18 protein-coding genes and 2 pseudogenes are annotated in these 18172 nt (G+C 70.2%); 5 read left to right on the forward strand and 15 right to left on the reverse strand.

The window, feature by feature from the left end:
• Window positions 1–69: 69 nt before the first annotated feature.
• Window positions 70–441 (reverse strand): holo-ACP synthase, encoded by a 372-nt coding sequence (locus GHR20_RS14805; RefSeq protein ID WP_111586096.1) that lies wholly within the window; start codon window positions 439–441, stop codon window positions 70–72.
• 52 nt (window positions 442–493) lie between these two features.
• Between GHR20_RS14805 and GHR20_RS14810 the strand changes: the two genes are divergently transcribed.
• Window positions 494–1285: an SDR family oxidoreductase gene (locus GHR20_RS14810; RefSeq protein WP_153813441.1), complete on the forward strand. Its 792-nt coding sequence runs from the start codon at window positions 494–496 to the stop codon at window positions 1283–1285.
• 10 nt (window positions 1286–1295) lie between these two features.
• Here GHR20_RS14810 and glmS read toward each other — a convergent pair whose 3' ends face one another.
• Window positions 1296–3143 (reverse strand): glutamine--fructose-6-phosphate transaminase (isomerizing), encoded by a 1848-nt coding sequence (glmS, locus tag GHR20_RS14815; RefSeq protein WP_153813442.1) that lies wholly within the window; start codon window positions 3141–3143, stop codon window positions 1296–1298.
• Window positions 3144–3318: 175 nt separating this feature from the next.
• On the opposite strand from glmS, the gene GHR20_RS14820 reads away from it, so the two are divergent.
• From GHR20_RS14820 to GHR20_RS14830, 3 genes are all read left to right on the forward strand, one after another.
• Window positions 3319–4908: an FG-GAP-like repeat-containing protein gene (locus tag GHR20_RS14820; RefSeq protein WP_194858885.1), complete on the forward strand. Its 1590-nt coding sequence runs from the start codon at window positions 3319–3321 to the stop codon at window positions 4906–4908.
• A 142-nt stretch (window positions 4909–5050) separates the two neighbouring features.
• Window positions 5051–6019 (forward strand): type I pantothenate kinase, encoded by a 969-nt coding sequence (coaA, locus tag GHR20_RS14825; RefSeq protein WP_187279309.1) that lies wholly within the window; start codon window positions 5051–5053, stop codon window positions 6017–6019.
• A gap of 28 nt (window positions 6020–6047) precedes the next feature.
• The gene (locus GHR20_RS14830) at window positions 6048–6977 is read left to right on the forward strand and encodes a DUF389 domain-containing protein (RefSeq protein ID WP_153813444.1); all 930 of its coding nucleotides are present in this window, start codon (window positions 6048–6050) and stop codon (window positions 6975–6977) included.
• Between the two features lie 104 nt (window positions 6978–7081).
• Here the strand turns inward: GHR20_RS14830 and glmM are convergent, their stop codons facing one another.
• The 3 genes from glmM to rplM all read right to left on the reverse strand — a co-directional run bounded on the left by glmM (window position 7082) and on the right by rplM (window position 9632).
• Window positions 7082–8440: a phosphoglucosamine mutase gene (glmM, locus tag GHR20_RS14835; protein ID WP_111586090.1), complete on the reverse strand. Its 1359-nt coding sequence runs from the start codon at window positions 8438–8440 to the stop codon at window positions 7082–7084.
• A 194-nt stretch (window positions 8441–8634) separates the two neighbouring features.
• Window positions 8635–9147 carry a 30S ribosomal protein S9 gene (gene rpsI / locus GHR20_RS14840; RefSeq protein WP_010036632.1) on the reverse strand — a complete coding sequence of 171 codons (513 nt, stop codon included), beginning with the start codon at window positions 9145–9147 and terminating at the stop codon, window positions 8635–8637.
• Window positions 9148–9188: 41 nt separating this feature from the next.
• Complete coding sequence (gene rplM, locus GHR20_RS14845; RefSeq protein ID WP_111586089.1) at window positions 9189–9632, reverse strand: 50S ribosomal protein L13; 444 nt, start codon at window positions 9630–9632, stop codon at window positions 9189–9191.
• 290 nt (window positions 9633–9922) lie between these two features.
• Here rplM and GHR20_RS14850 point away from each other — a divergent pair.
• Window positions 9923–10804 (forward strand): annotated as a pseudogene (locus GHR20_RS14850) (hypothetical protein); the annotation flags it as partial.
• A gap of 10 nt (window positions 10805–10814) precedes the next feature.
• On the opposite strand, the gene truA reads toward GHR20_RS14850, so the two are convergent.
• The 10 genes and pseudogenes from truA to secY all read right to left on the reverse strand — a co-directional run bounded on the left by truA (window position 10815) and on the right by secY (window position 18151).
• Window positions 10815–11669 carry a tRNA pseudouridine(38-40) synthase TruA gene (gene truA / locus GHR20_RS14855; protein ID WP_148026539.1) on the reverse strand — a complete coding sequence of 285 codons (855 nt, stop codon included), beginning with the start codon at window positions 11667–11669 and terminating at the stop codon, window positions 10815–10817.
• A 141-nt stretch (window positions 11670–11810) separates the two neighbouring features.
• Window positions 11811–12284, reverse strand: coding sequence for a 50S ribosomal protein L17 (gene rplQ, locus GHR20_RS14860; RefSeq protein ID WP_111586086.1), 474 nt, complete (start codon window positions 12282–12284; stop codon window positions 11811–11813).
• A 182-nt stretch (window positions 12285–12466) separates the two neighbouring features.
• Window positions 12467–13489 (reverse strand): DNA-directed RNA polymerase subunit alpha, encoded by a 1023-nt coding sequence (locus tag GHR20_RS14865; RefSeq protein WP_003966937.1) that lies wholly within the window; start codon window positions 13487–13489, stop codon window positions 12467–12469.
• A gap of 130 nt (window positions 13490–13619) precedes the next feature.
• Entirely contained in the window at window positions 13620–14024 is a 405-nt protein-coding gene (gene rpsK / locus GHR20_RS14870; protein WP_003956432.1) for a 30S ribosomal protein S11, read from the reverse strand.
• Between the two features lie 66 nt (window positions 14025–14090).
• Entirely contained in the window at window positions 14091–14471 is a 381-nt protein-coding gene (rpsM, locus tag GHR20_RS14875) for a 30S ribosomal protein S13 (RefSeq protein ID WP_111586085.1), read from the reverse strand.
• Between the two features lie 196 nt (window positions 14472–14667).
• Entirely contained in the window at window positions 14668–14781 is a 114-nt protein-coding gene (gene rpmJ, locus GHR20_RS14880; protein WP_003998809.1) for a 50S ribosomal protein L36, read from the reverse strand.
• Between the two features lie 60 nt (window positions 14782–14841).
• Window positions 14842–15063: a translation initiation factor IF-1 gene (gene infA / locus GHR20_RS14885; protein WP_004927214.1), complete on the reverse strand. Its 222-nt coding sequence runs from the start codon at window positions 15061–15063 to the stop codon at window positions 14842–14844.
• A 170-nt stretch (window positions 15064–15233) separates the two neighbouring features.
• Entirely contained in the window at window positions 15234–16070 is an 837-nt protein-coding gene (gene map / locus GHR20_RS14890; protein WP_153815987.1) for a type I methionyl aminopeptidase, read from the reverse strand.
• 103 nt (window positions 16071–16173) lie between these two features.
• Window positions 16174–16838, reverse strand: a pseudogene (locus tag GHR20_RS14895) (adenylate kinase).
• Window positions 16838–18151, reverse strand: coding sequence for a preprotein translocase subunit SecY (secY, locus tag GHR20_RS14900; RefSeq protein WP_111586082.1), 1314 nt, complete (start codon window positions 18149–18151; stop codon window positions 16838–16840). Before secY ends, GHR20_RS14895 begins: the two are co-directional and overlap by 1 nt.
• Window positions 18152–18172 lie beyond the last annotated feature (21 nt).

The following is an 18172-nucleotide window of genomic DNA, read 5'->3' on the forward strand; positions in this document are numbered from 1 at the left end:
AGTCTGCCCCGTAACCCCCACCGCCCACACCCGGACCCGGCCGACGCCCCCCGCCCGCGCCGGGGCCGGTCAGCCCTCGGCGACCACCACGGCCGAGGCGACGCCCGCGTCATGGCTGAGGGAGAGATGCCAGGACCGCACCCCCAGCTCGGCGGCGCGCGCGGCGACCGTGCCGCGCACCCGCAGCCGCGGCCGCCCGCTGTCCTCGACGTACACCTCGGCGTCCGTCCACAGCAGCCCCGGCGGTGCCCCGAGCGCCTTGGCCAGCGCCTCCTTCGCCGCGAACCGGGCCGCCAGCGAGGCGACACCGCGCCGCTCCCCGCTGGGCAGCAGCAACTCCTCCGCCACGAACAGCCGGTCGGCCAGCTGCGGGGTCCGCTCCAGGGACGCCCGGAAGCGGTCGATCTCCGCCACGTCGATCCCGACTCCGATGATGCTCATGGGCAGCACCCTAGGCCGATGGCGTCCCGCGCATCCCCTCTACGCTTCCGGCATGACGAGCACCACGCCCCAACAGGGCTATCTCACCGGCCTGTTCTCGCTGGACGGCCGTGTCGCCGTGGTGACCGGGGGCAGTTCCGGCATCGGACGGGCCGTCGCCGGGGCGCTGGCGCGGGCCGGGGCGCGCGTGGTGGTCGTGGCCCGGGGCGAGGCGCAACGGACGGCCACCGTGGAGGAGTTGACGGCGGAGGGCTGCCGGGCGGCCGGGGTCGCCGGGGACCTCTCCAGCCGGGCGGGCGTGCGGGCCGCGGCCGAGGCGGCGGCGGAGGTGTTCGGGGAGCCGGACATCCTGGTGAACTCGGCCGGGATCAATCTGCGGCCCCCGATGGGCGAACTGACCGAGGACGTCTGGGACGCCACCATGGCCGTCAACCTGGAGGCGCCCTTCCTGCTGGGGCAGCGGTTCGGGCCCGGCATGGCGGAGCGCGGCTTCGGCCGGATCATCCACATCAGCTCCCAGCAGGCGCACCGGGCCTTCGTGAGCAGCGGCGCGTACGGCGTCTCCAAGGGCGCGCTGGAGTCGCTCGCCCGCTCGCAGGCGGAGGCGTGGTCGCCGTACGGGGTCACCTGCAACACCCTGGTGCCGGGCTTCGTGATGACCCCGCTCAACGCGCGGCTCTCCGCCGACCCCGAGAAGGTCGCGGCACTGGCCGCGCGCACCCTGACCGGGCGCAACGGTCTCGCGGAGGACTTCGCGGGCGCCGCCATCTTCCTCGCGAGCCGTGCCTCCGCCTACGTCACGGGCCAGTCGATCCACGTCGACGGAGGCTTCTCGGTCCACTAGGGACGGCGGCTCACTCCACGGTCACCGACTTCGCCAGGTTCCGCGGCTGGTCCACCTCGTTGCCCCGGGCCGCGGCCAGTTCGCAGGCGAAGACCTGGAGCGGCACCGTGGCCACCACCGGCTGGAGCAGGGTCGGCGTGGCCGGGATGCGGATCAGGTGGTCGGCGTACGGGACGACCGCCTCGTCGCCCTCCTCCGCGATCACGATGGTGCGCGCCCCGCGCGCCCGGATCTCCTGGATGTTGGAGACGATCTTGTCGTGCAGCAGGGAGCGGCCGCGCGGCGACGGCACGACGACCACCACCGGCATGTCGTCCTCGACCAGCGCGATCGGCCCGTGCTTCAGCTCGCCCGCCGCGAAGCCCTCGGCGTGCATGTAGGCGAGTTCCTTGAGCTTGAGCGCGCCTTCGAGGGCGACCGGGTAGCCGACGTGCCGGCCCAGGAAGAGCACGGTGTCCTTGCCGGCCAGGGTGCGCGCCAGCGCCCGTACCGGCTCCATGGTCTCCAGGACCCGCTCGACCTCGTCCGAGATCTTCGACAGGTCCTTGATCACCGCCTGGATCTCGTCGCCCCACTTGGTGCCGCGCACCTGGCACAGGTACAGGGCGACCAGGTAGCAGGCGACCAGCTGGGTCAGGAACGCCTTGGTGGAGGCGACCGCGACCTCGGGTCCGGCGTGCGTGTACAGCACCGCGTCCGACTCGCGCGGGATCGTGGAGCCGTTGGTGTTGCAGATGGCGAGCACCTTGGAGCCCTGCTCGCGGGCGTGCCGCAGCGCCATCAGGGTGTCCATGGTCTCGCCCGACTGGGAGATCGCGATCACCAGGGAGCGGCCGCCGAGGATCGGGTCCCGGTAGCGGAACTCGCTGGCCAGCTCCACCTCGCAGGGGATGCGCGTCCAGTGCTCGATGGCGTACTTCGCGATCAGCCCGGCGTGGAAGGCCGTACCGCACGCCACGATCACGACCTTGTCGATCTGGCGCAGGTCGGCCGGGGTGATCCGCAGTTCGTCCAGGGTGAGCGAGCCGGACGGGTCGATCCGGCCGAGCAGGGTGTCGGCGACCGCCTTGGGCTGCTCGGCGATCTCCTTGAGCATGAAGGAGGCGTAGCCGTCCTTCTCGGCGGCCGAGGCGTCCCAGTCCACGTGGTACGAGTGCACCTCGGCGGGCAGGCCGTCGAAGCCGGTCACGGTCACCCCGTCGCGGCGCAGCTCCACCACCTGGTCCTGGCCCAGCTCGATCGCCGAGCGGGTGTGCGCGATGAACGCGGCGACGTCGGAGGCGAGAAACGCCTCGCCCTCGCCGACGCCGACCACCAGCGGGGAGTTGCGGCGCGCGCCGACCACCACGTCCGGGGCGTCCGCGTGCACCGCGACCAGTGTGAACGCGCCCTCCAGACGCCGGCACACCAGCCGCATCGCCTCGGCGAGATCGCCGGTCGCCGAGTACTCCTCGGCCAGCAGGTGCGCGACGACCTCGGTGTCCGTCTCGGAGTTCAGCTCGTGGCCGCGCTCGGCGAGTTCGGCGCGCAGCAGCGCGAAGTTCTCGATGATGCCGTTGTGGACGACGGCGACCCGGCCCGCGTTGTCCAGGTGCGGGTGCGCGTTGTCGTCCGTGGGGCCGCCATGGGTGGCCCAGCGGGTGTGTCCGATGCCCGTCGAGCCGGCCGGCAGCGGCCGTTCGACCAGTTCCTTCTCCAGGTTGACCAGTTTTCCGGCCTTCTTCGCGGCGGCCAGACCGCCGTCCGCCAGCAGGGCGACGCCCGCCGAGTCGTAGCCCCGGTATTCCAGTCGCTTCAGCCCGGCCATCACGACATCGAGCGCCGACTGCGACCCTACGTATCCCACGATTCCGCACATGAGCCGCAGCCTACGGGCCGATCGGCCGTCAAAAGTGGCGCCGCGTGCCCGATTTCGGAAATCCCGGGCCCGTTCAGAGCACATCCGTGGCGCATATGGGCCTTGCGCACAACCGTGCGAGCGGGTCGGAGGTCTACCGGCCGAACGCCGCAAGCGAACCCCGGGAGACACACGCGTGAAGCGCAGACATCGCACCGTCCTGGCCACGGCCGTCGCCGCGACGCTGGCCGGGGGCCTGACCGTCGGGCTGACCGGCCCCGCCACCGCGGCCGGCTCGGGCGTGACGGCCGGCTCGGGCGGGGCAGCCGGCTCGGGCGTGACGGCCGGCTCAGGCACGGCGGCCGGGAAGCGGCCCCCGACCGACTTCAACGGCGACGGGTACGGCGACTTCGCCGTCACCGCCCCGGCCGCCCGGCTGAACGGCAAGTGGCGGGTGGGCGCGGTCGCCGTCCTCTACGGCTCCGCCCGGGGCGTCTCGGCCGACCGGCGCACCACCCTCACCCAGGACACCTCCTGGGTGCCGGGCGCGGCCGAGAACGGCGACCTGTTCGGCGCCGCGACCACCGCGGGCGACTTCGACCACGACGGCTACACCGACCTCGCCGTCGGCACCCCGATGGAGGACGTGGGCACGGACGTCGACGGCGGCCTGGTGCAGATCATGTGGGGCTCCGCGAAGGGCCTGGCCTCGGCCACCACGATCCCCGACCCGGCCCCCGCCGCCCACGACCGCTTCGGCGCCTCGCTCGCGGCCGGCGACTTCGACGGCGACGGCCGCACCGACCTGGCCGTCGGCACCAACGGGTCCGCCCTCTACACCTTCCGCAAGGGCATCTCCCGCGGCGGCAGGGCCGGCGCCCTCGCCACCCGTACCCTGCCGCTGCGCTCCGCGCCGGAGGCCGGGATCATCAACCTCACCGCCGGGGACGTCACCGGCGACGGCCGCGCGGACCTGGTGGTCAACGGCCTGAACCCGACCAAGGGCGCCGACGGCACCTACTACGACGTCAACTACTTCGTGCCGGGCACCGCCACCGGCCCCTCGGCCACCGGCGCCCAGAGGATGCCCGGCGGTGTCGCCGGTGCCATCGGCGACCTCGACGGCGACGGCCGCGGCGACATCGTCACGGGCGTCTACTGGGGCCGCACCACCGCGAACGGCCCCATCGGCGGCAAGGTCGTCGTCACCTACGGCGCCGCCTCGGGCCCCTCCAGCCGGGTCCAGACCATCACCCAGGAGTCGGGCACCGTCCCCGGCGACTCCGAGGACTGGGACAAGTTCGGCCAGTCGGTCGCCCTCGGCGACATCAACGGCGACGGCCTGCTCGACCTGGCCGTCGGCGCCCCGCGGGAGAACATGCGGCTGTGGGGGCACATGTACGACAACCTGGGCACCGTCACCGTCCTGTACGGCTCGGCGTCGGGCGTCGACACCAGCGCCGCGCCGCAGTACTTCTACCCGGGCAACCACGACGTCCCCGGCGATCCGAACGGCAACTTCGGTACGGCCGTGCTGCTCACCGACCTCGACCACGACGGCGGCGCCGACCTGATCGCCGGCACCCCGTGGGCGGACAACGGCGACGGCACCGTCACCGTGCTGCCCTCCGGCATCGCGGCGGACGGTCGGCGGCGGATCGGCACCGCGGGCGCCCAATTGTTCAAGCCGGGGCAGGTCGGGATGGAGATCCTCAACGCCATCCCGCAGTTCGGCACCGTTCTCCAGAACTCCCGCCAGGTGTCCCTGATCAACTCCAACGGCTGAGGAGCCGGCCGGTGCGGGGCGGGGGCGTCCTGGGCGCGACGCGCGTCCGCGTGACGCACGCCACCGTCGGCGTGACGTACCCCACCCCGCCACCCTGTTCGAACTCCGTTAACAATGGAATGTGATCTCACCGGTCCCCTCGATGCCCCGGAGCGCCCACCGGCACAGGCCGGAGGCGACTCCCTACGTCGACCTCACGCGCGCCGAGTGGAGCGCGCTGCGCGACAAGACGCCGCTGCCGCTCACCGCCGAGGAGGTGGAGAAGCTGCGCGGTCTGGGCGATGTGATCGACCTGGACGAGGTGCGCGACATCTACCTTCCGCTGTCGCGCCTGCTGAACCTCTACGTCGGCGCGACCGACGGGCTGCGAGGCGCGCTGAACACCTTCCTCGGTGAGCAGGGCTCCCAGTCCGGCACGCCGTTCGTGATAGGCGTCGCCGGCTCGGTCGCCGTCGGCAAGTCCACCGTCGCCCGGCTCCTCCAGGCCCTGCTGTCCCGCTGGCCCGAGCATCCGCGGGTGGAGCTGGTCACCACCGACGGCTTCCTGCTGCCGACCCGGGAGCTGGAGGCCCGCGGCCTGATGTCCCGCAAGGGCTTCCCGGAGTCCTACGACCGCCGCGCGCTGACCCGCTTCGTCGCCGACATCAAGGCCGGCAAGAGCGAGGTGACGGCCCCCGTCTACTCGCACCTCATCTACGACATCGTCCCGGACCAGAAGCTCACGGTCCGCCGCCCCGACATCCTGATCGTGGAGGGCCTGAACGTCCTCCAGCCCGCCCTGCCCGGCAAGGACGGCCGTACCCGCGTGGGTCTCGCCGACTACTTCGACTTCAGCGTGTACGTCGACGCGAGCGGCGAGGACATCGAGCGCTGGTACCTCAACCGCTTCCGCAAGCTGCGCCAGACGGCCTTCCAGGACCCCGACTCGTACTTCCGCAAGTACACCCAGGTCTCCGAGGACGAGGCCCTGGACTACGCCCGCACCCTGTGGCGCACGATCAACAAGCCCAACCTGACCGAGAACATCGCCCCGACCCGGGGCCGGGCCACCCTGATCGTCCGCAAGGGCCCGGACCACAAGGTCCAGCGCCTGCGCCTGCGCAAGCTGTAGGGCACGGCGCACCTGCTACAAAGGCGCCATGCTGCATCTGCGCCTGATCTGCCCGGCCGGACGGACCGACGAGGTGGTGCGACTGATCGAGGGAACGGTCGGCACCGCACACCTCGCGGTGATAGCGGGGGCCGCCCGCGATCCGGCCGGTGACCTGGTGATGTGCGATGTCGCGCGGGAGGCGGGCGACACGCTCATCGCCGGGCTGCGGCGCCTGGGCCTGGACGACACCGGCTCCATCGCCGTGGAGAACATCGACCTGTCGCTGTCCCGGCGCGCCGACCGGGCGGAGCGGGACGCCCCGGGCGAGGGCGCGGACGCGGTGCTGTGGGAGGGCCTGACCGAGGCCACCCACGAGGAGTCGACCCTCTCGGTCACCTACCTCGCCTTCATCACGCTGGCCACGATGATCGCGGCCTGCGGTGTGGTGCTGGACAACGCCGTCCTGATCGTCGGCGCGATGGCCGTGGGACCGGAGTTCGGCCCGCTGGCCGGTATCTGCACGGCCATGGTCCGCCGCCACCCGCGCCTGGCGCTGCGCTCGGGGACCGCGCTGCTCGTGGGCTTCGCGGTGGCGATGGCGGTGACGGGCGGCTTCAGCCTCTTCATGGACGCCGTCGGCCTGTTCCACCGCTCCGCCCTGGAGGGCCGGCGCCCCAACACCGCGTTCGTCTACGCCCCCGACGCCTTCTCGTTCATCGTGGCGCTGCTGGCGGGCGTGGCCGGCACCCTCTCGCTGACCTCCGCCAAGTCGGCCGCCCTCGTGGGCGTGGCCATCTCGGTCACCACGGTCCCGGCCGCCGCCAACGCGGCCGTCGCCCTCGCCTACGGCGACATGTCCCAGACCCTGGGCTCGACCGAGCAACTGCTGCTGAACCTGCTGGGCATCACCCTGGCGGGCACCCTGACGCTGCTGGCCCAGCAGTTCCTCTGGAAACGGCGGCAGCAGCGCCCTTAGCGGCGCGGGGCTGTGCGGAGATGCGGCTCCGCCGCGTGGGCGCGACCCGCCGCGAACCATCCCGCGGCCCGCGACGCGCAGTCCCGCCCTCCCCGAACCCGGGACTATCCGAGCGCGGACTTCACCGCATCGGCCAGACGCGACGCGACCGACCGCGCCTGCTCGATGTCCGCCGCCTCGACCATGACCCGCACCAGCGGCTCCGTGCCCGAGGGCCGCAGCAACACCCGCCCCGTGGAGCCCAGTTCACGCTCGGCCTCGGAGACCGCCGCGGCCAGGTCGGCGGACGTCCGCACCCGCGACTTGTCCACGTCCGGCACATTGATCAGCACCTGCGGCAACCGCTCCATCACGGACGCCAGTTCGCGCAGGCTACGACCGCTCTGCGCGACCCGCGCCGCCAGCAGCAGCCCGGTCAGCGTCCCGTCACCCGTCGTCGCGTGATCGAGGATGATCACATGCCCGGACTGCTCGCCGCCGAGCGCGTACCCGTGCTGCTTCATCTCCTCCAGCACGTACCGGTCGCCGACCGCGGTCTGCACCAGCTGGATACCGGCCTTCTCCATCGCCAGCTTGAAGCCGAGGTTGGACATCACGGTCGCCACCACGGTGTCGGCCCGCAGCGCGGAGCGCTCCCGCATCGCCAGCGCCAGCACCGCGAGGATCTGGTCGCCGTCGACCTCCTCGCCGGTGTGGTCCACCGCGAGGCACCGGTCGGCGTCACCGTCGTGCGCGATACCGAGATCCGCGCCGTGCTCGACCACGGCCGCCTTCAGCTGACCGAGATGGGTCGAGCCGCAGCCGTCGTTGATGTTGAGGCCGTCCGGCTCCGCGCCGATCGTGACGACCTGCGCGCCGGCCCGGGTGAACACCTCCGGCGAGACCCCCGAGGCCGCGCCGTGCGCTTCGTCCAGGACGATCTTCAGCCCGTCGAGCCGGTTGGGCAGCGCCGCCATCAGATGGCCGACGTACTGCTCGAAACCCTCGTCGTACGGGCGCAGCCGCCCGACCCCGGCGCCCGTCGGCCGCTCCCAGGGCTCACCGTGCCGGTGGGACTCGTAGACCGCCTCGATCCGGTCCTCCAGCTCGTCGGCGAGCTTGTGGCCGCCGCGGGCGAAGAACTTGATCCCGTTGTCCGGCATGGCGTTGTGGCTCGCGGAGAGCATCACGCCGAGGTCGGCGCCGAGCGCGCCGGTGAGGTGGGCCACCGCCGGCGTCGGCAGCACGCCGACCATCAGGACGTCCACGCCCGCGCTCGCCAGGCCCGCGGCCACCGCGGCCTCCAGGAACTCCCCGGACGCGCGCGGGTCCCGACCGACCACGGCCTTCGGCCGGTGGCCCGCGAAGGTACCCGCCTCGGCCAGCACATGCGCCGCGGCCACGGAGAGGCCGAGGGCCATCTCCGCGGTCAGATCCGCGTTGGCGACACCGCGCACGCCGTCCGTGCCGAAGAGTCGTCCCACTTGTCCTCCTGAGGAAGCGTCGATGGCGTAAACGGACGGGCGCCGCATCGAGGGGAGGCGCCTCGCCATCCGATCACACAAGCCTTTGAGCGTCTTGTGTCGTTATACGCCCTTGGCTGGGATAAACGAACGCCCCGACGGCACGAGTGGCGTGCCGCCGGGGCGTTCGGAGTACGAGCAGCAGCTCCCGCTGTTTAGCGCTTGCTGTACTGCGGAGCCTTGCGGGCCTTCTTCAGACCGGCCTTCTTCCGCTCGACCGCGCGGTCGTCGCGGCGCAGGAAGCCGGCCTTCTTCAGGGCACCACGGTTGTTGTCGACGTCCGCCTCGTTCAGCGCACGGGCGACACCGAGACGGAGCGCACCGGCCTGACCGGAGACGCCGCCACCCGCGATGCGGGCGATGACGTCGTAACGGCCCTCGAGCTCGAGCACCTTGAAGGGCTCGTTGACCTCCTGCTGGTGCACCTTGTTCGGGAAGTAGTCCTCGAGGGTGCGGCCGTTGATCTTCCACTTGCCGGTGCCCGGGACGATCCGGACGCGGGCAATGGCGTTCTTGCGACGGCCCAGGCCGGCGGCCGGCTGGGGCTCGCCGAAGCGGGAGGCCATGGACTCCGAGGTGTACTCACCCTCGACGGGGACCTCGGACTCGGTGGTGTAGCTGTCGATGTCAAGCTCTTCGAGCGGCTGCTCGGCAGTGGTCTCGGCCACGATTCTCCTCAGATTCTCTTCAGCTTTGGGGGTGGCCGGAATTACTGCGCGACCTGGGTGATCTCGAACGGCACCGGCTGCTGGGCAGCGTGGGGGTGCTGGTCACCCTTGTAGACCTTCAGCTTCGAGAGCATCTGACGGCCCAGAGTGTTCTTGGGGAGCATGCCCTTGACGGCCTTCTCGACGGCCTTCTCGGGGTTGTTCGCCAGCAGGTCGTCGTAGCGGACCGAGCGCAGACCGCCCGGGTAGCCGGAGTGGCGGTACGCCATCTTCTGGATCCGCTTGTTGCCGGACAGGTGCACCTTGTCGGCGTTGATGATGACGACGAAGTCACCGGTGTCGACGTGAGGCGCGTAGATCGCCTTGTGCTTGCCCCGGAGCAGGGACGCGGCAGTGGTGGCGAGACGACCCAGGACGACGTCCTGAGCGTCGATAACGTGCCACTGGCGCGTCACATCGCCGGGCTTGGGGCTGTACGTACGCACGGTTCGTAGCCTTCGCTTCGAGTGAATGGTCCTGAACAGGTCACCGAAACGATCACGACAGCCTCGACCGCACCGCGGTGACGCAAACCGCGTGCTGATCGCTGGTCATCGGCCCGGTGGACCGGTGTAAGGGCCCGTCCCGTGAGAATGAGCAAGCCAATACACAACGAAGAAGCAGGTTACCTGGCGGCCCCCGGACGGGTCAAAACGAGGCAGGCCGCCCGGCGGGCCGCCGCTCGGTACGCGCCGTGATCCCCCGCGTCTAAGATGCGCCCCATGAGTAATGGGCAGGGGGACCCCAGTCTCAGTGGGATCCCTGGAAACCGCAATCACAGCAGCCCCAGCAGCAGCCTCAGCAGCCCTGGAGCGGCGGCGGCGACGAGGGGACACCTGACTGGGCCGCGCTCGCGGACGCCTCGGAGTCCCGCGGCAAGCGGCGCAGGCTGCTGTTCATCGGCGGCGGCGCGCTCGCCACGGTCGCCATCGGCGCCGCGGTCGCCCTGGCCGTCGTCTCCGCCGGCGGGCACAGCGACGCCTCCGGACACCCCAGCCACGCGCCCAGCGCCTCGCTGCCCGGCGGCTCCCCCACCGCGCCGTCCTTCGCGCCCACCAGCGCCCCGCCGCCGCTGGACCCGAAGGTCTTCATATCCAGCGCCAAGAAGGACACCGCCCCGCTGAGCCCCGCCACCCTCTTCCCGGGCACGCGGCTCACCCTGGGCAGCACGGTGTACAAGAAGGGCGCCACCGGCGACACCACCAGCTGCGCGGCGGCGGCCGGCGGCTCGCTGCCCCAGATCCTCACCGCCGACGGCTGCACCCGGGTGCTGCGCGCCACGTACACGAACGGCGACATCGCGGTCACCGTCGGCGTCGCCCTGTTCGACACCGAGGCCCAGGCCGCGAAGGCCCGGCGGCAGACGGACGACCACAGCATCGTGCGCGCGCTGTCCGGCAAGGGCGTCGCCGCCTTCTGCGACGGCGCGACCTGCCGCTCGACCCGCAACGCCTACGGCCGCTACGCCTACTTCACCCTCGCCGGCTTCACCACCGGCAAGAACGTCACCACCAAGGACACCGCGGTCTTCAAGGCCGGCGACGACGTGGCGGAGTTCACCTTCCAGCAGATCCACCGCCGCGGCCAGGCCCAGGCGTCGGCGGCGGCGAACCGGTAGAGCGGGCGGCTCAGCAGCACCCCGCCGACGGCAGCGAGCGCTTGTTGCGGGCCTCCTTGTTACGGGCGGCCAGCAGCTCGTCGGCGGGGTAGCCGACCTCTTCGAGGGTCAGCCCGTGCGGCCGTACGACATGGACGGCGGAGTCGCGCACCCCGGCGGCCAGCACCTCCCCGGGCCACTGGGGGCCCCGGTGCCCGTCGCCGACGAACAGCAGCGCGCCGATCAGCGAGCGGACCATGTTGTGGCAGAACGCGTCCGCCCGGACCGTCGCCGTGACGACCCCGTCCGCGCCCCGCACCAGGCTCAGCTCCTGGAGCGTGCGGATGGTGGTCGCGCCCTCCCGCTTCTTGCAGTACGCCGCGAAGTCGTGCTCGCCGAGCAGCGCCCGGGCCGCCTCGTTCATGGCGTCCACGTCGAGCGGCCAGTCGTGCCAGAGCACATGGCCGCGCAGCAGCGGGTCCACCCCGCCGGGGTGGTCGGTGACCCGGTAGGCGTACCGCCGCCAGATCGCCGAGAACCGGGCGTTGAACCCCTGCGGCGCCTCGGCCAGCCGCCAGATCCGCACGTCCTTCGAGAGCCGTCCGGCGAGCCGCTTGAGCAGCTTCTCGCGGTGTTCCGCCCACAGCTCGGCCGGCAGGTCGACGTGCGCCACCTGCCCGCGCGCGTGCACCCCGGCGTCGGTGCGCCCGGCCACGGTCAGCTCGTACGTCTCCTTCGACCGCGTCACCGTGCGCAGCGCGTCCTCGATCTCCCCCTGCACGGTCCGCTTCCCGCCGGCCTGCTTGGCCCAGCCGTGGAAATCGGTGCCGTCGTAGGAGAGGTCGAGGCGGATGCGGACATGTCCGGGCAGCGCTTCGTCACTCACACACAGATCCTCTCAGCCACAAAAAAAGCGGGCCCGCCCCGGTGAAGGGGGCGGGCCCGCAACGCCCTGAAGGGGCGCGGGGACTGCGCGACCGGCCACGGCACAGCCGCAGCCGCCGACGCACAGGCCCCGGCAGAACGCTTACGCGTCCTTCGACTCCTCAGCGGCACCCTCGGCGGGAGCCTGGGCCTCTTCGGCGTCCTTGGCGGAGCGCTTGGTCGCGGCCTCGGCCTCGCCCACGGCCTTCTGCTGCACCGTCAGCGCCTCGACCAGCTCGATGACAGCCATGGGCGCGTTGTCGCCACGGCGGTTACCGATCTTGGTGATGCGGGTGTAGCCACCGGGACGGTTCTCGTACCGCGGGCCGATCTCGGTGAAGAGCGTGTGCACGATGCTCTTGTCCGTGATGACCTGGAGCACCTGACGGCGGTTGTGAAGGTCGCCCTTCTTCGCCTTGGTGACCAGACGCTCGGCGTACGGGCGCAGGCGGCGGGCCTTCGCCTCGGTGGTGGTGATGCGGCCGTGCTCGAAGAGCGCCTTCGCGAGGTTCGCGAGGAGCAGCTTCTCGTGCGCGGCGCTGCCGCCCAGACGGGCACCCTTGGTGGGCTTCGGCATAGTTCTTCTCCTGTGTGTCTGCCCCGGCCGTGTCAGGTACCGGAGTCAGTATCCGAGCGAGCGGTTGCTCGTCGGAGATCCGGGAGCAACCCCGAAGGGGCGCTCCCGGAGGGGGCACGGGGAACTGCGCGATCGAGCACAGCGCACCCGCACCCGGAAGACGGACCGTGCGGCCCGAGTTCCTAGTACTGCTCGGTCTCGACGAACCCGGCGTCCGCGTCGTCGTCGGCGCCGAAGGCGTCCGCGGCGGCGGTCGGGTCGAATCCGGGCGGGCTGTCCTTGAGGGCCAGGCCCATGCCGGCCAGCTTCGCCTTGACCTCGTCGATGGACTTCGCACCGAAGTTGCGGATGTCCAGCAGGTCGGCCTCGGAACGAGCCACGAGCTCACCCACGGAGTGGATGCCCTCGCGCTTGAGGCAGTTGTAGGAGCGGACCGTGAGCTCCAGCTCCTCGATCGGCAGAGCGAGGTCCGCGGCGAGCGCGGCGTCCGTCGGGGACGGACCCATGTCGATGCCCTCGGCGTCGATGTTCAGCTCGCGCGCGAGACCGAACAGCTCGACCAGGGTCTTACCGGCGGAGGCCATGGCGTCACGGGGACGCATCGCCTGCTTGGTCTCGACGTCCACGATCAGCTTGTCGAAGTCGGTGCGCTGCTCGACACGCGTGGCCTCGACCTTGTACGTGACCTTGAGAACCGGCGAGTAGATGGAGTCGACCGGGATACGGCCGATCTCCTGGCCCACCTGCTTGTTCTGCACGGCGGAGACGTAGCCGCGACCGCGCTCGACGGTCAGCTCCATCTCCAGCTTGCCCTTGCCGTTGAGCGTGGCGAGGACGAGGTCGGGGTTGTGTACCTCGACACCGGCCGGGGGCGCGATGTCGGCGGCGGTGACCAGACCCGGGCCCTGCTTGCGCAGGTACATCACGACCGGCTCGTCGTGCTCCGAGGAGACGACCAGCTGCTTGATGTTGAGGATCAGGTCGGTGACGTCCTCCTTGACGCCCGGCACGGTGGTGAACTCGTGCAGGACGCCGTCGATCCGGATGCTGGTGACAGCGGCACCGGGGATCGAGGACAGGAGGGTACGGCGGAGCGAGTTGCCGAGGGTGTAGCCGAAGCCCGGCTCCAGCGGCTCGATCACGAACCGGGAGCGGAACTCGTCGACGACCTCTTCGGTCAACGAGGGACGCTGAGCGATCAGCATGGATGAATCCTTCAGTCAGGGGCGCCCGCTATTTGACGCCCGACTCAGTACTGCAAGGGTACGGGCGGTACGGCTTCCTCACAGAGGCCGTACCGCCCGAAACCGCGAAAAACCAGCGGAGCGCTGCGCGTCAGACGCGGCGGCGCTTCGGCGGGCGGCAGCCGTTGTGCGGGGTCGGGGTGACGTCCTGGATGGAGCCGACCTCGAGGCCCGTGGCCTGCAGGGAGCGGATCGCGGTCTCACGGCCGGAACCCGGGCCCTTGACGAACACGTCGACCTTGCGCATGCCGTGCTCCTGGGCGCGGCGGGCAGCCGACTCGGCGGCCATCTGCGCGGCGAACGGCGTGGACTTCCGGGAGCCCTTGAAGCCGACGTGGCCGGCGGAGGCCCAGGAGATCACGTTGCCCGAGGGGTCGGTGATCGAGACGATCGTGTTGTTGAACGTGCTCTTGATGTGCGCGTGGCCGTGAGCGACGTTCTTCTTTTCCTTGCGGCGCACCTTCTTGGCAGCGCCCTGACGACCCTTGGGGGGCATCTACAAACTCCTAGAGGGAGGTGGTCGGTCCTACAGCGAAGACCGTGGAATGTGGTCCGCTGCGGACTACTTCTTGCCCGGCTTCTTCTTGCCGGCGATGGCGCGACGCGGGCCCTTGCGGGTGCGGGCGTTGGTGCTGGTGCGCTGACCGCGGACGGGCAGACCGCGACGGTGGCGGAGACCCTGGTAGCAGCCGATCTCGACCTTGCGGCGGATGTCGGCCTGGATCTCGCGACGGAGGTCACCCTCGGTCTTGATGTTGCCGTCGACGTACTCGCGGATCGCGACCAGCTGCTCTTCGCTCAGGTCACGAACACGGGTGTTCGGGTCGACGCCGGTCGCAGCCAGCGTCTCCTTCGAGAGGGTCCGGCCGATGCCGAACACGTAGGTGAGGGCGACCTCCACGCGCTTTTCGCGCGGGATGTCAACACCGGAAACGCGTGCCATTCAATGGCTCCTGGTGAATCTTCGGAGGTCTTCCGCAGATCCGGCTCCCGGCCGCCGTACGAGGTACGAACCGGGTCCCCGGCCTCCGAGCCGGGGGTGTCGAGCCCATGAGAGGGCTCGGGATCTGCGTATGAACAAATTCAGCTCGCGTCGCGCGAAGACTCTGCGATAGAGGTGCAGAGAGGGTGGTCGTGCGTCAGCCCTGGCGCTGCTTGTGGCGCGGGTTCTCGCAAATGACCATGACCCGACCGTGACGGCGGATCACCCTGCACTTGTCGCAGATCTTCTTGACGCTCGGCTTGACCTTCATGGGGTGAGGTTCTCCGGGTCAGTGCCATCGCACCGGGCGGACCCGATGCGCGGGCAAGATCTACTTGTACCGGTAGACGATCCGGCCACGCGTCAGGTCGTACGGAGACAGCTCCACCACGACCCGGTCGTCAGGGAGGATACGGATGTAGTGCATACGCATCTTGCCGCTGATGTGTGCCAGGACCTGGTGGCCGTTCTGGAGCTCGACCCTGAACATGGCGTTCGGCAGAGACTCGACGACAGTGCCCTCGATCTCGATGGCACCTTGCTTCTTGGCCACGCTTCGCCCTTCGAATCGACTACCTTGATCGACTCCCTTGCGTCCCTTACGGGTGCATGCGGACATGCGGGTGCACGAGAGCCGACGAGTCAGTCTACGTCGCAGGACAGCGAAACGCGAATCGAGTCAGTCTTCCCCGCAAGCGTGATCGCTATGCGAGCCGGGTCCGGCTAGCCGAGGGGGTCGGGCGCGACGGTGATGCCGAATTCGGCGAGCTTCGCCTTGCCGCCGTCGACCGCGGTGAGCACCAGCGGGCCCTCCTCGGTCAGCGCGACCGAGTGCTCCCAGTGCGAGGACCAGGTGCCGTCGGTCGTGATGACCGTCCAGTCGTCCTCGAGGACCTCGGTGCGCGGGGTGCCGAGGGAGACCATCGGCTCGATCGCCAGGCAGAAGCCGGGGACCAGCTTGGGGCCCTTGCCCCGGCGCCGCTCGACGTAGTTCAGCAGGTGCGGGTCCATGTGCATCTCGGTGCCGATGCCGTGGCCGCCGTAGTCCTCGATGATCCCGTACTTGCCGCCGCCGGGCTTGGGCTGGCGGCGGATGTACGTCTCGATGGCGCGGGAGATGTCGACCAGCCGGTTGCCCAGCTTCATCGCGGCGATGCCGGCCCACATCGAGCCCTCGGTCACCCGGGACAGCTCGACCAGCTCGGGGGCGTGGCCGGAGCCGACGAAGGCGGTGTACGCCGCGTCGCCGTGCCAGCCGTCCACGATCGCGCCGCAGTCGATGGAGATGATGTCGCCGTCCTTGAGGACGACGTCGTCGGCGGGGATGCCGTGCACGACCACGTCGTTCACGGAGGTGCAGATGGTCGCGGGGAAGCCGCCGTACCCGAGGAAGTTCGACGTGGCGCCGTGCTCGGCGAGCACCTTGCGGGCGACCTCGTCCAGGTCCTTCGTGGAGGCGCCGGGGACCGCGGCCTCGCGGGTGGCCGCGTGGATCGCGGCGACGACCAGGCCCGCCGCACGCATCTTGGCGATCTGCTCGGGCGTCTTGATCTGCACCATGGGGGGCCTGCGCTCTCCGTCACTCACGTCGGCTGGGTGTACCTGTACAACACTACGGCCGCGGGGCCCCCGGAAGGGCACCGCGGCCGGAAGGCGGCCGGACTCAGTGGTTCTCGGCCTGCTCGCTCTTCAGCGCCTCCAGCGCGCGCTCGGTGACCTCGTCCACCGGGCCCATCGCGGAGATCGTGCGGACCAGGCCCTGCGACTTGTAGTAGTCGATGATGGGCTCGGTCTGCGTGTGGTAGACCTCCAGGCGGGTACGCACCGTCTCCTCGGAGTCGTCCGGGCGCTGGTACAGCTCGCCGCCGCAGACGTCGCAGACGCCTTCCTGCCGCGGGGCGTTGTACGCCACGTGGAAGACGTGCGCGGAGTCCTTGCGGCAGATCCGGCGGCCGGCGATGCGCTTGACCACCTCGTCCTCGGGGCCTCCAGGTCGAGCACCGCGTCCAGCGTCATCCGCTCGGTACGCAGCAGCTCGTCCAGCGCCTCGGCCTGTGCGACGTTCCGCGGGAAGCCGTCGAGCAGGAAGCCGTTCTCGGCGTCCGGCTGCTCCATGCGGTCCTTGGCCATGGCGATGGTGACCTCGTCGGGCACGAGGTTGCCGGCGTCCATGTAGGACTTCGCGAGCTTGCCCAGCTCGGTCTGCCGGCTGATGTTGGCCCGGAACAGGTCGCCCGTGGAGATGTGCGGGACGGCCAGCTTCTCTGCGAGCCGGACGGCCTGCGTTCCCTTACCGGCACCGGGCGGCCCGACGAGGACGATACGCATCAGCGGAGGAACCCTTCGTAATTGCGCTGCTGGAGCTGGCTCTCGATCTGCTTCACCGTCTCGAGACCGACACCCACGATGATGAGGATGCTGGTGCCGCCGAAGGGGAAGTTCTGGCTTGCGCCGAAGCCGACCAACGCCATTGTCGGTACGAGAGCGATCAGACCCAGATACAGCGAACCCGGCCAGGTGATCCGGTTGAGCACGTACGACAGGTACTCAGCGGTCGGTCGGCCAGCCCGGATGCCCGGGATGAAGCCACCATACTTCTTCATGTTGTCGGCGACTTCTTCGGGGTTGAAGGAGATCGCCACGTAGAAGAACGCGAAGAAAACGATGAGCAAGAAGTACAGGGTGATGTAAATCGGGTGATCACCCTTGGTGAGGTTCGTCTGCACCCACTGCTTCCAGCCCGAGTTGCCGCCCGCGAACTGGGCGACCAGGGCCGGGATGTACAGGAGCGAGGAGGCGAAGATGACCGGGATCACACCCGCCTGGTTCACCTTGAGCGGGATGTAGGTGGACGTACCGCCGTAGGACCGGCGGCCGATCATCCGCTTCGCGTACTGGACCGGGATGCGGCGCTGGGCCTGCTCGACGAAGACCACCAGCGCGACCATGACCAGGCCGACCAGGATCACGGTGCCGAACTCGATCCAGCCGCCGGCCAGGGTGCCCTGCTTCTTGATGGCCCACAGCGCGGACGGGAACGTCGCGGCGATCGAGATGAACATCAGGATCGACATGCCGTTGCCGATGCCGCGGTCGGTGATCAGCTCGCCGAGCCACATCACCACCGTGGTGCCGGCGGTCATGCAGATGACCATGGTGATGGTCGTGAAGATCGCCTGGTCCGGGACGATGCTGGTGGCCACCGAGCAGCCGTTGAACAGCGCGCCGCTGCGCGCCGTGGCGACGAGGCCGGTGCCCTGGAGGATCGCCAGGGCGAGAGTGAGGTATCGGGTGTACTGCGTGATCTTCGTGGTGCCGGCCTGGCCCTCCTTCTTGAGGGCTTCGAGGCGCGGGATGACCACGGTCAGCAGCTGGAGAATGATGCTGGCCGTGATGTACGGCATGATGCCGAGCGCGAAGACCGTGATCTGCAGCAGCGCACCGCCGCTGAACATGTTCACGAGACCGAACAGGCCCTGGTTGGCCCCGGCCTCGCTCACGCACTGCTGGACGGCCTTGTAGTTGACGCCGGGGATCGGAATGTGGGTACCGACGCGGTAGGCCACGATGATGCCCAGCGTGAAGAGCAGCTTCTTGCGCAGGTCGGGCGTCTTGAACGCCCGGGCGAACGCGGTGAGCACGGTGCCTCCTGCGACCCCCGC

The sequence above is a fragment of the Streptomyces sp. SUK 48 genome (assembly GCF_009650765.1).
Classification (GTDB): Bacteria; Actinomycetota; Actinomycetes; order Streptomycetales; family Streptomycetaceae; genus Streptomyces.